Below are 13,547 nucleotides of genomic sequence, written 5' to 3'. Positions count from 1 at the left end.
GCGTGTCGTCGCTCGGCCTCGAGCCGGTGCGGTACGCGCTCGGTACGGCCAATGGAGGTCACCGTGTTCACAGCACAACGCCGCTCACGCGGCACGTCCCCACGCAGGTCACGCACCGTGGCGGCGACAGCGGTCGGCGCACTCCTCGCCGCCCCCGCGCTGGTCGCCGTGAGTGCGCCGGCCGTCGCGCTCGAGGACAACCCGTTCGTCGGGGCCGGACAGTACGTCAACCCGGACTGGTCGGCGTCGGTCGACGCGGCCGCCGACCAGGTCAGCGATCCCGGCGTGGCCGCAGACATGCGGGCCATCGCCGACGAGCCGACATCGGTCTGGATGGACCGGATCGCGGCCATCGAGGGCACCGAGCGGCAGCACGGCCTGGAATGGCACCTCGACCAGGCGGTCGCCCAGTCCGGTGGCGCACCTCTGGTGTTCAACCTGGTCATCTACGACCTGCCGGGCCGGGACTGCCACGCCCTGGCGTCCAACGGTGAGCTGCCGGCCAGCGCGGAGGGGATGCAGCGGTACAAGACCGAGTACATCGACCCGATCGCCGCGCTGCTGAACCAGCCGGAGTACGAGAACCTGCGGATCGTCGCCACCATCGAGCCGGACTCGCTGCCGAACCTCGTGACCAACCAGTCCGACCCGGACTGCGTCACCTCGGCGCCGTACTACCGCGAGGGAGTGCAGTACGCCATCACGGAGCTGTACGAGGTCGGCAACGTCTACTCCTACATCGACGCCGCGCACTCGGGCTGGCTCGGCTGGCCCAACAACTCCAGCGGTGCCGCGCAGGAGTTCGCAGGAGTCATCGAGGGCAGCACCTACGGCTGGGACGCCGTGTCCGGGTTCGTCACGAACACCGCGAACACCACGCCGCTGGAGGAGCCGTTCCTGCCCAACCCCGACCTCCAGGTCGGCAGCGGCCAGGTCAAGTCGGCCGGCTGGTTCGAGTGGAACCCGGACTTCGACGAGGTCGACTGGACGGCACACCTCTACGACCTGATGGTCGCTCAGGGCGCGCCGGCGAGCATCGGCATGCTGATCGACACGTCGCGCAACGGTTGGGGCGGCTCGGCCCGGCCGACGGCGGTGAGCACCTCCACCGACCTCAACACCTACGTGAACGAGTCCAAGGTGGACCGCCGGAACCACCGCGGCGCCTGGTGCAACCCGTCCGGCGCGGGCATCGGTGAACGGCCGACGGTGACGCCGTCGGGCTACCCCGAGTCGCACCTCGACGCCTTCGTGTGGGTCAAGCCCCCGGGCGAGTCGGACGGCTCGTCGGTCGAGATCCCGAACGACGAGGGCAAGCGCCTCGACCGCATGTGCGACCCGACCTACCAGTCCAGCGAGCTGGGCGGAAACTACACGGGAGCTCTCGCGGACGCGCCGCTGTCGGGCCACTGGTTCCAGGCGCAGTTCGAGATGCTGGTCCGTAACGCCTACCCGGCCATCGGCTAGGAGCGGGTCGGGGGCTGAGCCGGCCGCCCGGAACGGCGGCCCGGCACGAGGGGCAGGGTCACAGCGCGGGGCTGTGGCCCTGCCCCTCCGTCATCTCCAGGAAACGTGGGTGGCGTTAATATCGCCCCCTGTCGACAGGGGGAGTGGTCGTGGCTGAGCGCGTCACGTTCGAGAGCACATCGGGGCCACGCCTCGCGGGCATCGTCGATCTGCCCGACGGCGAGGTGCGCGGCTGGGGAGTGTTCTCCCACGGGTTCACGCTGGGCAAGGACTCGCCCGCCGCGGCCCGGATCTGCAAGCAGCTGAGCTCCGAGGGCATCGGGATGCTCCGGTTCGACAACCTCGGCCTCGGTGACTCCGAGGGCGACTGGGGCGACGGGTCCTTCACGCACAAGGTCGCGGACACCGTGCAGGCGGCCCGGTTCATGGCCGACCAGGGCCGCCCGGTCCACCTTCTCGTGGGGCACTCGTTCGGTGGTGCCGCCGCGATCGCTGCCGCGGGGGACATCCCTGGTGTGCAGGCGGTCGCGACGATCGGCGCCCCGGTCGAGCCGCGCCACGCGGAGCACAACTACGACGCCGTGCTGGACCGCGTGTTCGCCGACGGCCACGCCCAGTGGATGGTGGGCGGCCGGGCGCTGACCTTGAAGCGGCACTTCGTCGAGGACGTACGCCGGGCCGACCTCCGGTCGAAGATCCGCGAGATGGGCTCGCCGCTGCTGGTGATGCACTCGCCGACGGACAGCACGGTGGACATCTCGAACGCCGGGGAGATCTTTCAGGAGGCACGGCACCCGCGCTCGTTCGTGTCCCTCGAGGGCGCCGACCACCTGCTCACCGCACCTGGCCAGGCCAAGCGCGCCGCCCGCATCATCAGCGCCTGGGCGGACCAGTACCTGACGGTGTGAGGTCGGCCCGTCCCCGTCCGGCCGTCCGGGCCGCGCCGGCGTGCGGCCTCCTGCGTCGCACCAGTGTCAGCGTCTCCGGCGTCGGCCGGTGGTCGCAGAAGGCCAGACCGTAGAGAAACGTGAGGACGACGGCGAGGACCACGAGCTCGCCGCCGTCCTCCAGCGCGGTGACGAGGACGTTCCACGGCTCGACGTGGGCGACGAGCATGTGCAGCGCGTCGATCACCACCCCGCACAGCACGAGCAGCCCGAGCAGCAGGGTCAGCACGCGTGAGGTGGCCCGCCACACCGGCGTCGCGAACCGGTGCCCGATCGCGAGGGCGGTCAGGAGCACGATCCCGACCATGCCGAACCACCCGATCTCGCCGAGCGGCTGTCCGTAGGGGTGCGGGAGGCCGAACGTCCCGTGGATCACGGTGCCCATCCGCTCGTGCAGCATGAAGTAGTCGTCGGCGAGCAGCACCGCGAAGACCGCCGACCAGGCGGCCAGGACAGCCTGCCGCTGCGTGGCGGCGAGATAGAGGGCCAGCCCGGACGCCCAGGCCGTGAACACGTACCCGATCATCTCGGGTACGGCGCGATCCTTGCCGAACCGGAAACCCTTCCAGTCGGGGACCCCGAGGAACGAGTGCGTCAGGTAGAGGAGGCCGAGGCCGAGCGTGACGGACATGGTCATCGCGAACATGCCGGCGACCGGCCGGTGGTTCAGTCCCAGGGCGGCGGCGACTCTGCTGCGCACGGTGATTCTCCTCAAAAAGGTCGGATCGGATCAGACTAACCATGCTGAAACGTGATGAGGATCCGAGGAGAAGCGGATGAGAGTCCTCTCATCGGGCGGGGACAGCGGGGCACACCGCCGCACAAGTAGACTCTCCCCGGAATTCCCGTCGCACTTTCCGCCTGTCAGCAAGGAGCCTTCGTGGGACGCGTTGTCGTCGAGGTCATGCCCAAGCCCGAGATCCTGGACCCCCAGGGCAAGGCTGTGGTCGGAGCGCTGCCGCGCCTCGGCTTCACCCAGTTCTCCGGTGTGCGTCAGGGCAAGCGGTTCGAGCTCGAGGTGGACGGTGAAGTGACGCCCGAGATCCTCGCGGCGGCACAGGAAGCCGCAGCCACCCTGCTGTCCAACCCGGTGATCGAGGACGTGGTCTCCGTCACGGAGGCCACCGAGGACGCCGACGTCGCCGGTGAGGCGAGCGGCGCGCCGGTGAGTGCCTGATGTCGGCCATCGAGCCGACGCCGGCCGCCACGTCGGTGCCCGGGATCGAGGGCGCCCGCATCGGCGTCATCACGTTCCCTGGCACGCTCGACGACCGTGACGCGGCGCGCGCCGTCCGCCTGGCCGGTGCCGAGGCCGTGTCGCTGTGGCACGCCGACGCGTCGCTGCAGGACGTCGACGCCGTGGTGCTGCCCGGCGGCTTCTCCTACGGTGACTACCTGCGCGCGGGCGCCATCAGCCGGTTCGCCCCCGCGATGGCAGCGGTGGTCGACGCCGCCAACGGCGGCATGCCGGTGCTCGGCATCTGCAACGGCTTCCAGGTCCTGACCGAGGCGCACCTGCTGCCCGGCTCGATGGTCAAGAACGACCACCTGCACTTCGTGTGCCGGGAGCAGTCGCTCATCGTCGAGAACGCGCGGACGGCCTGGACCAACGAGTTCCGCCGCGGGCAGCAGATCAAGATCCCGCTGAAGAACCAGGACGGTCAGTTCGTGGCCGACGAGCGCACGCTCGACGAGCTCGAGGGCGAGGGCCGCGTCGTGTTCCGCTACGACGGCTGGAACCCGAACGGCTCCCGCCGCGACATCGCGGGCATCACCAACGACCGCGGCAACGTGGTCGGGCTCATGCCACACCCCGAGCACGCGGTCGAGCGCGGCTTCGGCCCGGCCTCCGCCGAAGGGCCGCGCGCCGGCGTCGACGGACTGACGTTCTTCACGTCCGTGCTGTCCTCGCTGGTCCACGCGTGACCGTCGGTCCGGTCCGGGCAGGCGTGCATGGCCGCTGAGGTCCTCGCGGGTATCACCGTCGAGAGGGTGGGCTGGGACCACGCCGACGCCGTCCGCCTGCGTGCCGAGCAGCAGCAGGAGATCGACGTGCGGTACGCGGAGCCGGGCAGGCCCCCGGCGACCGGCCCCGACCCGCGCGATCAGGTCGACCCGTCCAACGTGTTCGCGACCCTGCTGCTGCGGGTGGGCGGCGAGCCGGCCGGACATGCTGCTCTGCGCGACCTGTCGGGGCGCGACGACTACCAGGGCGGCCGGCACCCCGAGGGGACGGCCGAGGTCAAGCGCGTGTACGTGGCGCCAGGGCACCGGGGGCGTGGGCTGTCCCGCACCCTGATGTCCGCGGCCGAGGACGTCGCACGCGCCGCCGGCGTGCGGCACCTGATCCTGGAGAGCGGGCTCATGCAGCCCGAGTCGCTGGGGTTGTACCTGCGCCTGGGCTACGACCCGGTCGAGCCGTTCGGGGTGTTCTCGGACGAGCCCGGGTCGCGGTGCTTCGGCAAGTACCTCGGTTCCGGATCCCGGCAGGATCGACCCACGGACGGCGACCCTGCACCGCTGGCCGCACCACATTCGCTGGTCGAGCCTGTCGAGACCCCCGCCCCGCAGATCCGCGAGGTGCCCTGGGACGACCCCGACGCCGCCACCCTCCGGCGCGCCATGTGGGCCTTCCACCAGGAGCGCTATCCCGAGCTGGTGCGCGACGTCGAGCGGCGCGGCGGCCACGACGTCGTCGACGCGGAGCGCGGGCGCTCCGCCCTGGCGACGTTCCTGGCGACCTTGGACGGGCGCCCCGTCGGCTGTGCCACGGTCGCGGCGGCTCAGGTGGGGCCGGAACATCTCGCGGCTGATCCCTTGCGCGGCGTCGCCGGGCTCGTCGCCGGCGGCTCCTCCGGCGCTCGGGACACGCGCGGCTTCGAGATGCGGACCGTCTTCGTGGACCCGGCCGCACGGCGCGCGGGTGTCGCGACGACCCTGGTCCGGCAGACCGAGGCCGAGGCCCGGAGCCGGGGCGGCCGCGCGCTCTATCTCGGCACGGGCACCCGGCAGCCGGAGGCGCTGCGTCTCTACGTGAAGCTCGGTTACCGGCCGGTGCTGCCGTACCCGCCGCACGACCCGGACAGCGCCGTGCTCCTGTTCCTCGGCAAACCCCTCTGACCGGTCAGGTCAGCGTCGCCCCCAGGTAGCCCAGCTGCGCGCGGACCGACGACCGGGCCGCGGGCAGCACCGACGGGTCGACGTCGGCGTAGACCACGCCGGTCACCGCGTCCAGGAGCTCGTCGGGGAGCGGCTCCCCGGCACCGGGCGCCCGCGTGCCCAGGGTCGCGAGTGCCGTGCGCACCTGGTCCAGCCGCTCCAGGCGGTGCTCGCGATACGCACGCACCGCCGCGCCGAGGTCCGGGATCACCGGGCCGTGCCCGGGCAGGCCCAGGACGGGGCCGGGCAGGTCCAGCGCGCTCAGCCGGTCGAGCGAGGCCAGGTAGTCCCCCAGCGCGCCGTCGGGCTCGGCCAGGACGGTGGTGCCGCGCCCCAGCACCGTGTCACCGGTGAGCACCACGCTGCCCGACGCCGGCTCGTCCGGCGCCGACACCACGAGGCACACCGAGTCGGCGGTGTGGCCGGGGGTCGCCAGGACCTCGACGCGCAGGCCCGCCACGCTGATGATCTCGCCGTCCGTCAGCGGCCCGACGGCCGCGCCGTCGTCACCGACCGCGCAGAACTCCGGCAGCGCGCCGCGCGACGGAGCACCCGTCAGCTCGCGGAACCGGGCCAGTCCGCCGGTGTGGTCGGCGTGCCGGTGGGTCACGAGCGCCAGGTCCACCGGGCCGGCCCCCGCCAGCGCGCCGAGGTGCGGTTCGAGCGCGGGGCCGGGGTCCACCACCACACAGCCTGACGCCCCGGGCGCACGCAGCACGTACGTCCGGGTGCCGTCGAGCGTCATCGGGCCGGGGTTGTCGGCGCGCAGCATCCGCGCAAAGGGGGCGACCTGGTCCACCGCATCACCTTATCCACTGGTCAACAGGGGTTGTGCCGGGGCGGACTCCGGTGTGTGATCGGTAAATCACCTCCCAAGGTCGAGAGGAACCCCAGGATGTCCGCCATCCACGGCACAGCGCGGAACCCCCGCGCCCGCACTGTTCCCGCACTCCTCGCCGCAACAGCACTCGCCGTGACACCCCTGCTCGGACCCGCCCCGGCCCAGCGAGCGGCGTCCGCGGCCGCGAACGCCGAGGTGGCCGTCAGCGGAGGCCCGGTCGTCTTCGTGGAGGACGGCCACACCGCGACCGTCACCGTCACGGTCCGGGCGGCCGACGGCGCGCCCCTCACCGCACCGGTCGACGTCGACTGGCGCACGGGTTCCGGAACGGCCACCGTCGACGCCGACTACGAGGCCGGCTCGGGCACGCTCCAGTTTCCGGCGGGCGCGCCGTCGGGCACCGAGCGCACCATCACCCTCCGCATCCGGGAGTCCGCGGCGGGCGAGACGGCCGAGACCGTCCCCCTCGCGCTGGAGTCGCGCGACGCGGACGTCAGGGCCGAACCCACGGTGATCGTGCGGGCACACGGCCTGCCCTACCTGAACGAGCGCCTGCCCACCGAGGAGCGCGTCGCGGACCTCCTGAGCCGGATGACGCTCACGGAGAAGGCCGGGCAGATGACGCAGGCCGAGCGCGGCAACGTGGCCGGCGACCCGGCGGTGATCACGGAGCTCGGGCTCGGCTCGATCCTCAGCGGCGGTGGCTCCACGCCCGCCCAGAACACACCGGAGGGCTGGGCCGACGCGATCGACGGCTTCCAGGAGCGCGCGCTCGCCACCCGGCTGCAGATCCCGATGCTCTACGGCGTCGACTCCGTGCACGGGCACGGCAACCTGGACGGTGCCACGATCCTGCCCCACAACATCGGGCTCGGCGCCACGCGCGACCCGCTGCTCGTGGCCCGGGCGGGACGCATGGTGGCCACCGAGACGAGGGCCACCGGCATCCCGTGGACGTTCGCGCCGTGCCTGTGCGTCGTGCGCGACGATCGCTGGGGCCGCACCTACGAGTCCTTCGGGGAGCACCCTGCGCTCGCGAGCGTGCTCGGCGGGGCGGCCGTGCTCGGGTTCCAGGGCACGCGCCTGGACAGCAGCCGGTCGGTGCTCGCGACGGCCAAGCACTTCGTGGCCGACGGCGACACCGCGTACGGCACGGGCGAGGGCGAGTACACGATCGACCAGGGCATCACCGAGCAGAGCCGCGACCACGTCGAGGACGTGGACCTGCCGCCGTACGTGGCCGCGCTCGCGGCCGGCGTGGGCTCGGTCATGCCCAGCTACTCCAGCATGGACTGGACCGACGACGGCCTCGGCAACCCGGTGAAGATGCACGCCCACGACGAGCTGATCAACGGGTGGCTCAAGGACGAGCACGGCTTCGACGGTTTTGTCATCAGCGACTACCAGGGCATCCACCAGATCCCTCCGCTCGCCTCCGACTCGCCCACCACCGAGCAGATCGTCACGAGCGTGAACGCGGGCGTGGACATGTTCATGGAGCCGTCGCAGTTCGAGCGGTTCCACACGCGGCTGGTGGCGGCGGTGCGGGACGGCGCGGTGTCGGAGGCGCGCATCGACGACGCAGTGTCCAGGATCCTCACCGCCAAGTTCGAGCTGGGGCTGTTCGAGGAGCCCTTCGCCGACCGGACGCACGCCGACGACATCGGCTCGGACCGGCACCGTGCGATCGCCCGCAAGGCGGTGGCGAAGTCCCAGGTGCTGCTCAAGAACAGCGGGCAGGCCCTGCCGCTGGACGACGACGCGAGCATCTACGTCGCCGGCCGCAGCGCCGACGACCTGGGCAACCAGGCCGGAGGCTGGACCGGCACCTGGCAGGGCTGGTCGGGCGACGTCACCGAGGGCACCACGATCCTCGAGGGCATCGAGGCCGCCGCGGACGACGTCACCTTCAGCGAGGACGCCTCGGTACCGACGGACGGGGCCGACGTCGGCGTCGTCGTCGTGGGCGAGACGCCGTACGCCGAGGGCTACGGCGACGTCGGGGGGCCCGAGTGGGCCTGGGACCCGGCCGACGGCGGTGTGCCCCGCGAGGAGAAGTCGATGGCGCTGCAGCCGGGCGACGCCGAGCTCGTGGAGCGGGTGTGCGCCGAGATCGAGACCTGCGTGGTCCTGGTCGTGTCGGGTCGGCCGCAGGTCCTCACCGAACAGCTCGGCGCCATCGACGCGCTCGTCGCGTCCTGGCTGCCGGGCACCGAGGGGGACGGCGTGGCCGACGTGCTGTTCGGTGAGCGTCGGTTCACGGGCAGGCTGCCGGTCTCGTGGCCGCGGTCCGCTGACGACCCGGTGGTGAACGTCGGCGACGCCGACTACGACCCGCTGTTCCCGTTCGGCTGGGGCCTGACGACGGGCGGTCGCGCGTCGAGCCTCGACCGGCACCGGCTGGAGCTGCAGGACGCGGTGCTGGACCCGGCGGACGGCGTCCCGGCCGCCGCGTCGAGGGCGATCGCCACGGCCGACGTGGCCCTGCTGGAGGGCAAGAAGGGCCGGGCCCACGGCATCCTGACCTCAGCCGCTGCCGCCGAATAGGTAAGGCCGTTCGCGACGGGCCCGACCACCGGTGGTCGAGCCCGTCGGGACGAGCCGGGGCTCAGCGCCCGGTCTGGTTGAGGGCCTGTTCCACGTCCTCGACGAGGTCCCGCGTGTCCTCCAGGCCGACCGACAGGCGCACCGTCGTCTCCGTGATGCCGACGGCCGCCCGGCCCGCCGCGCCGAGCTTGCGGTGGGTGGTCGTCGCGGGGTGCGTGATGAGCGACTTCGCGTCCCCGAGGTTGTTCGAGATGTCGATCACCTGGAGCGCGTCGAGGAACTCGAAGGTCCGCTTCTTCGCGGTCTCGACGTCGGTACCCTCCGGGACCGCGAGGTCGAACGTGACGACGGTGCCGCCGCCGCTCATCTGGGCGCGAGCGAGGTCGGCCTGCGGGTGGGAGTCGAGGAACGGGTAGCGCACCGCGCCCACCCCGGGGAGCGCCTCCAGGGCGTTCGCGACGGCGAGCGCACCCGCGCCCTGCGCCGCGATCCGCACCGGCAGCGTCTCCAGACCCTTGAGCAGCGTCCACGCGTTGAACGGCGACAGCGACGGCCCGGTGTTGCGGATGAACGTCTGCACCGGCCCGGTGACGTACTCGGACGAGCCGAGGATGGCACCGCCCAGCACCCGGCCCTGGCCGTCGATGTGCTTGGTCGCCGAGTAGACGACGACGTCGGCCCCCAGCTCCAGCGGCTTCTGCAGCAACGGGGTCGCGAAGACGTTGTCGAGCACGACCGTCGCCCCGGCGGCGTGCGCGAGGTCGACGACGGCGCGCACGTCCACGATGTCCTGCATCGGGTTGGAGGGCGTCTCGAAGAACACCACGTCGGCGGGCGTCGAGAGCGCCTCCTCCCACTGGGACAGCACGTGGCCGTCCACGTAGTCGGTGCGCACGCCCCACTTCTTGAAGATCTCCTCGAAGATCACCACGCTGGACCCGAACAGGGCACGGGCCGCCACGATCCGGGAGCCGGACCGCACGAGCGCCGCCAACGACGTGAACACCGCCGACATCCCGGTCGCCGTGGCGTAGCAGGCCTCGGCACCCTCCAGCAGGCGTAGGCGCTCCTCGAACGTGTGGACGGTCGGGTTGCCGTAGCGGGAGTAGACGAACCGGTCGATGTCGCCGGCGAACGCGGCCTCGGCCTCGGCCGCCGTGTCGTAGACGTAGCCCTGGGTGAGGAAGAGCGCCTCACCCGTCTCCTGGAACTCGGTGCGCTGGTGTCCGCCGCGCACGGCGAGGGTCGCGGGGCGGACGCCGCGGGGGAGCGGCTTGCGGCCGGACCCGCCGGGGTTCGCGTCGGGCGGGAACGCTCCGGTGACCGTCACTGCGCGCCGTCCGTCCAGGGGAGGCCGGCGACCTTCCAGCCCTGCTGGTCCCGGACGCCGTCGGCTCCCGGTGCGCCCTCGAAACCCTCCAGCACGTTGTACGACGGCGCGATGCCGGCCGCGGTGGCGAGCCGCGCGGCGCCGATGGAGCGCTGGCCGGAGCGGCACAGGAAGACGACCGGCCCGCCCGTCACGCCGGCGGCCTTGAGCTCCTCCAGGAACTGGGTGTTGGGGCGGCCGCCGGCCCGCACCCATTCGCTGAACACGGGCTGCTTCTCGAGGGATGTCGTGCTGGGGACGCCGATCGCGCGCCACTCGCCCTCGGTGCGGACGTCCACGAGGGTGGCGTCCGGGTCGGCGGCGAGCAGGTCCCAGGCCTGCTGGGGTGTGATGTCGCCGGCGTAGCCATCGGCGGGGCGGGCTTCGATGTGCGCGGGGACGCTCATGTGCTCCTCCATCGGTCGTGGCGGTAGCACCCTCGTCCGTCCTCGCCCTGCCAGGTCGACAGGGGCGGGAACGCTGGGTTGCTGCGGCGTCGTCGTGCCACGTCACTCGGCCGCTCGGGATGGTCGCTCGTGATCGTACGACACGACGTCCGGTGGGTGGGATGCCGTCTCGCTCCGCGGTCGGGGCTAATGTCTCCGGGATGGACGAGATGGTGGGCAAGTCTGTGGACAACGTTGTGGACAGCCCTGTGGACAAGGCTGTGGACAAGGCGGCGGACGACGCCGCGCACGACGCCGCGGGCGAAGCCGGCCACGAGCAGGTGCTGACCGGCGGCAACACCACCGGCGTCGTGCGGGTCGGCGACACGGTGCATCGCGCGGCCGGTCCCTGGACGCCCACGATCCAGCGGCTGCTCGCCCACGTCCGGGCCGCGGGGATGACCGAGGTCCCCGAACCCCTCGGGGTCGACGACCGGGGGCGGGAGATCGTCTCGTACCTCCCCGGCGACGTCCCCGGCTGGCCGGCGCCGACCTGGCTCTGGTCCGAGGACGTCCTGGTCGAAGCGGGTCGCCTCCTGCGGGGCTTCCACGACGCGACCGCGGGGTTCGACCGGTCCGACGCCGCGTGGCGCGTCCCCGCGACGGAACCCGCCGAGGTGATCTGCCACAACGACGCTGCGCCCTACAACATGGTCTTCCGCGACGGCCGCCTCGTCGGCCTGATCGACCTCGACACGGCCTCGCCCGGCCCGCGCGTCCTCGACCTGGCGTACCTCGCCTACCGGATCGCGCCGTTCTCCGGCGACGCCTTCGCGGGGGTCGGCTACGACGTCGGGCACCTGGAACCGATGGCCCGGCTCGACACCCTGACGGCGGCGTACGGGTCGCCGTTCCGCCGTGTGGAGGTGCTGCGCGCCATGGTCGGCAAGCTGGGCGACCTGGCCGGCTGGTCCGTGGCCCGGGCGGACGACGGCGGCCCGGCCGAGCTGCGCGAGCACGCCGCCATGTACCGCGCCGACGCCCGCCGGATCGCCGCGCTGGCCGACGCGGAGGAGCGCGGCTGACCGGCGTCAGCCCGCGGCGACCCGTTCGATGCGTGCGACGGCAGCGGACGCGCCGTCCTCCTCGCCGACCCGCGCCGCCGTCGCGCGCGCCGCGTCCGCCCTCGACGCCGCGTCGTCGATCGCCGCCGCCAGCCGGTCGCCGGTGAGTCCGCCGGTCAGCGGCGGGGCCGCGACGCCGATCTCGTGCACCCGCCGTGCCCAGAACGGCTGGTCCCCCAGGAACGGCTTGACCACCTGCGGTACCCCGGCCCGCAGGGCTGCGGCGACGGTGCCGACACCCCCGTGGTGCACGGCGACGGCGGTGCGCGGCAGCAGGAGGGCGTGCGGCGCCTGGTCGAGCACGTGGACGCTGTCCGGCACGTGCGTCGGCCGGAGCGCGCCCCAGCCGGTCGCCAGGATCGCGCGGCGCCCCGAACGGTGCAGGCCGTCGAGCACCGCGCGTGTGAAGGCCTCCGGATCCTTGGCGAGCATGCTGCCGAACCCGACGTACACCGGCGGCTCCCCCGCGTCGAGGAACCGGTCCAGCGCGGCGGGCGGCGTCCAGGCGCGGTCCGGCGGCAGGCTCCAGAACCCGGTGGGCGCGAGGTCCGCGGACCAGTCGTCCGGCGCTGGCAGCAGGTGCGGGCTCCACGCGTGCAGGACGCCGTCGCGGGCCACGCGTTCGGTGAGCCCCGGCATCGGGCCGGCCAGGCCGAGCACCTCGGACCGCCAGGTGCGGACCATGCGCCGGTACGGCGCCTCGACGACGCCGGCCAGCCGCCAGCTCGCCCGGTTGAGGAACCGCGGTGGCCGTACCGGGCTGAGGGGTGACGGGAACCGCGCCGTCGGCGTGAACAGCGGGACGGGTAGCGCGGCGATCGACGGCACCCCGAGCAGGTCCGCGAGATGGGTCGCGCCGAGCGACTTGGGGGCGTAGACCACCACGTCCGCGTCGCGGTCCCGCAGGGTGGCCAGGTCGTCGAGCCAGCGGCGCAGCAGGGGCAGCGCCGACCGGGCAGCCGTGAGCGACGCCCGGGTGCCCTTTCCCGCCACCTCCTCCTGGAGGGCGAAGATGCCGTCGTCGAGCGGTGCGACCGGGAGCCCGCGGGCCGCGGCGTCCTCGGTCAGCCGGCGCGGTGCGGCCAGCAGCGGCTCGTGACCTGCCCGGGCGAGCTCGAACCCGAGCGCGGCGAACGGTTCGACGTCGCCCCGGCTGCCCGTCGTGACCAGGAGGACCCTCATCGCGTGGCCTCCCACTCGTCCAGGAGTGCGGGGAACCGCTCGGCCATGAAGGCGTACATGTCGCGCATGTTCTCGAGCCGCTGACGGCGGCGGGGGTCGTCACCCACCGCGGCGAGACCGTGCGCCGCGAGCTCCTGGAACGCGTCGAACTCCGCCATCTTGGCCCGGAAGGCCCTGCCGAACACGTCCTCGGTGAGGCGGTACCGATCGCGCCGTTCGCCGCGGCGCCGGAACCGCTCGATCATGCCCGCCTGGTCGAGCTGGCGCAGGGCCACGCTCATGCTGCTCTTGGCGACGGAGAGCTGTTCGCACAGACCGGGGGCGTCCGCGCCGTCGTCGTCGGATGCGAGCAGGTGCCCGACGACGCGGCCCGCCGTACGGCTCAGGCCGAGCCGCTCGTAGAAGAGCCCGGCCTCCTCGGTGAAGTCCTCGATGGCGCTCATCCGACCAACGTACCGTATTGTTCGGATCGTTCCGAACCAACGGAACTCCAGGGCTGCGACATGCGCCGTAGCGGATCTCGGC

At 72.7% G+C, this 13,547-nt stretch carries 13 protein-coding genes; 7 read left to right on the top strand and 6 right to left on the bottom strand.

Translation table 11 applies throughout. From position 1 onward, the window contains the following. The first annotated feature begins 63 nt into the window (after nucleotides 1-63). Nucleotides 64-1,467 carry a glycoside hydrolase family 6 protein gene (locus tag LUU90_RS04465; protein WP_275002078.1) on the top strand — a complete coding sequence of 468 codons (1,404 nt, stop codon included), beginning with the start codon at nucleotides 64-66 and terminating at the stop codon, nucleotides 1,465-1,467. A gap of 149 nt (nucleotides 1,468-1,616) precedes the next feature. Next, complete coding sequence (locus LUU90_RS04460; protein WP_425596182.1) at nucleotides 1,617-2,375, top strand: alpha/beta hydrolase family protein; 759 nt, start codon at nucleotides 1,617-1,619, stop codon at nucleotides 2,373-2,375. Here LUU90_RS04460 and LUU90_RS04455 read toward each other — a convergent pair. Continuing rightward, on the bottom strand, nucleotides 2,341-3,114 hold the full coding sequence (locus LUU90_RS04455; protein ID WP_275002075.1) for a hypothetical protein: 774 nt from the start codon (nucleotides 3,112-3,114) through the stop codon (nucleotides 2,341-2,343). The genes LUU90_RS04460 and LUU90_RS04455 overlap by 35 nt on opposite strands. A 180-nt stretch (nucleotides 3,115-3,294) precedes the next feature. Between LUU90_RS04455 and purS the strand changes: the two genes are divergently transcribed. From purS to LUU90_RS04440, 3 genes are read left to right on the top strand one after another with little or no spacing between them, the layout of a single operon-like run. Further along, on the top strand, nucleotides 3,295-3,591 hold the full coding sequence (purS, locus tag LUU90_RS04450) for a phosphoribosylformylglycinamidine synthase subunit PurS (protein ID WP_275002074.1): 297 nt from the start codon (nucleotides 3,295-3,297) through the stop codon (nucleotides 3,589-3,591). Further along, nucleotides 3,591-4,340 carry a phosphoribosylformylglycinamidine synthase subunit PurQ gene (purQ, locus tag LUU90_RS04445; protein WP_275002073.1) on the top strand — a complete coding sequence of 250 codons (750 nt, stop codon included), beginning with the start codon at nucleotides 3,591-3,593 and terminating at the stop codon, nucleotides 4,338-4,340. The genes purS and purQ overlap by 1 nt, the downstream gene beginning before the upstream one ends. 27 nt (nucleotides 4,341-4,367) lie before the next feature. Further along, nucleotides 4,368-5,534 (top strand): GNAT family N-acetyltransferase, encoded by a 1,167-nt coding sequence (locus LUU90_RS04440; protein WP_275002072.1) that lies wholly within the window; start codon nucleotides 4,368-4,370, stop codon nucleotides 5,532-5,534. Between the two features lie 4 nt (nucleotides 5,535-5,538). Here LUU90_RS04440 and LUU90_RS04435 read toward each other — a convergent pair whose 3' ends face one another. Next, nucleotides 5,539-6,345: an MBL fold metallo-hydrolase gene (locus LUU90_RS04435; protein ID WP_275002297.1), complete on the bottom strand. Its 807-nt coding sequence runs from the start codon at nucleotides 6,343-6,345 to the stop codon at nucleotides 5,539-5,541. A 123-nt stretch (nucleotides 6,346-6,468) separates the two neighbouring features. Here LUU90_RS04435 and LUU90_RS04430 point away from each other — a divergent pair, with 123 nt between their 5' ends. Further along, nucleotides 6,469-8,961 (top strand): glycoside hydrolase family 3 N-terminal domain-containing protein, encoded by a 2,493-nt coding sequence (locus LUU90_RS04430; RefSeq protein ID WP_275002071.1) that lies wholly within the window; start codon nucleotides 6,469-6,471, stop codon nucleotides 8,959-8,961. Nucleotides 8,962-9,022: 61 nt separating this feature from the next. Here the strand turns inward: LUU90_RS04430 and LUU90_RS04425 are convergent, their stop codons facing one another. After that, complete coding sequence (locus LUU90_RS04425; RefSeq protein ID WP_275002070.1) at nucleotides 9,023-10,291, bottom strand: O-succinylhomoserine sulfhydrylase; 1,269 nt, start codon at nucleotides 10,289-10,291, stop codon at nucleotides 9,023-9,025. Further along, on the bottom strand, nucleotides 10,288-10,737 hold the full coding sequence (locus LUU90_RS04420) for a rhodanese-like domain-containing protein (RefSeq protein ID WP_275002069.1): 450 nt from the start codon (nucleotides 10,735-10,737) through the stop codon (nucleotides 10,288-10,290). Before LUU90_RS04420 ends, LUU90_RS04425 begins: the two co-directional genes overlap by 4 nt. A 200-nt stretch (nucleotides 10,738-10,937) precedes the next feature. Here LUU90_RS04420 and LUU90_RS04415 point away from each other — a divergent pair, with 200 nt between their 5' ends. Continuing rightward, nucleotides 10,938-11,801 (top strand): phosphotransferase enzyme family protein, encoded by an 864-nt coding sequence (locus tag LUU90_RS04415; protein WP_275002068.1) that lies wholly within the window; start codon nucleotides 10,938-10,940, stop codon nucleotides 11,799-11,801. Between the two features lie 6 nt (nucleotides 11,802-11,807). On the opposite strand, the gene LUU90_RS04410 is transcribed toward LUU90_RS04415, so the two are convergent. Together LUU90_RS04410 and LUU90_RS04405 are read right to left on the bottom strand one after the other, a co-directional pair. Beyond that, nucleotides 11,808-13,022 (bottom strand): glycosyltransferase, encoded by a 1,215-nt coding sequence (locus LUU90_RS04410; RefSeq protein WP_275002067.1) that lies wholly within the window; start codon nucleotides 13,020-13,022, stop codon nucleotides 11,808-11,810. Then, nucleotides 13,019-13,465: a GbsR/MarR family transcriptional regulator gene (locus LUU90_RS04405; RefSeq protein ID WP_275002066.1), complete on the bottom strand. Its 447-nt coding sequence runs from the start codon at nucleotides 13,463-13,465 to the stop codon at nucleotides 13,019-13,021. The genes LUU90_RS04410 and LUU90_RS04405 overlap by 4 nt, the downstream gene beginning before the upstream one ends. Between the last annotated feature and the right edge of the window lie 82 nt (nucleotides 13,466-13,547).

It is taken from the genome of Promicromonospora iranensis, assembly GCF_028994775.1.
Classification (GTDB): Bacteria; Actinomycetota; Actinomycetes; order Actinomycetales; family Cellulomonadaceae; genus Promicromonospora; species Promicromonospora iranensis_A.
The sequence above is the reverse complement of the archived record's forward strand: the minus strand, read 5'-3'. Positions and strand labels throughout refer to the sequence as shown.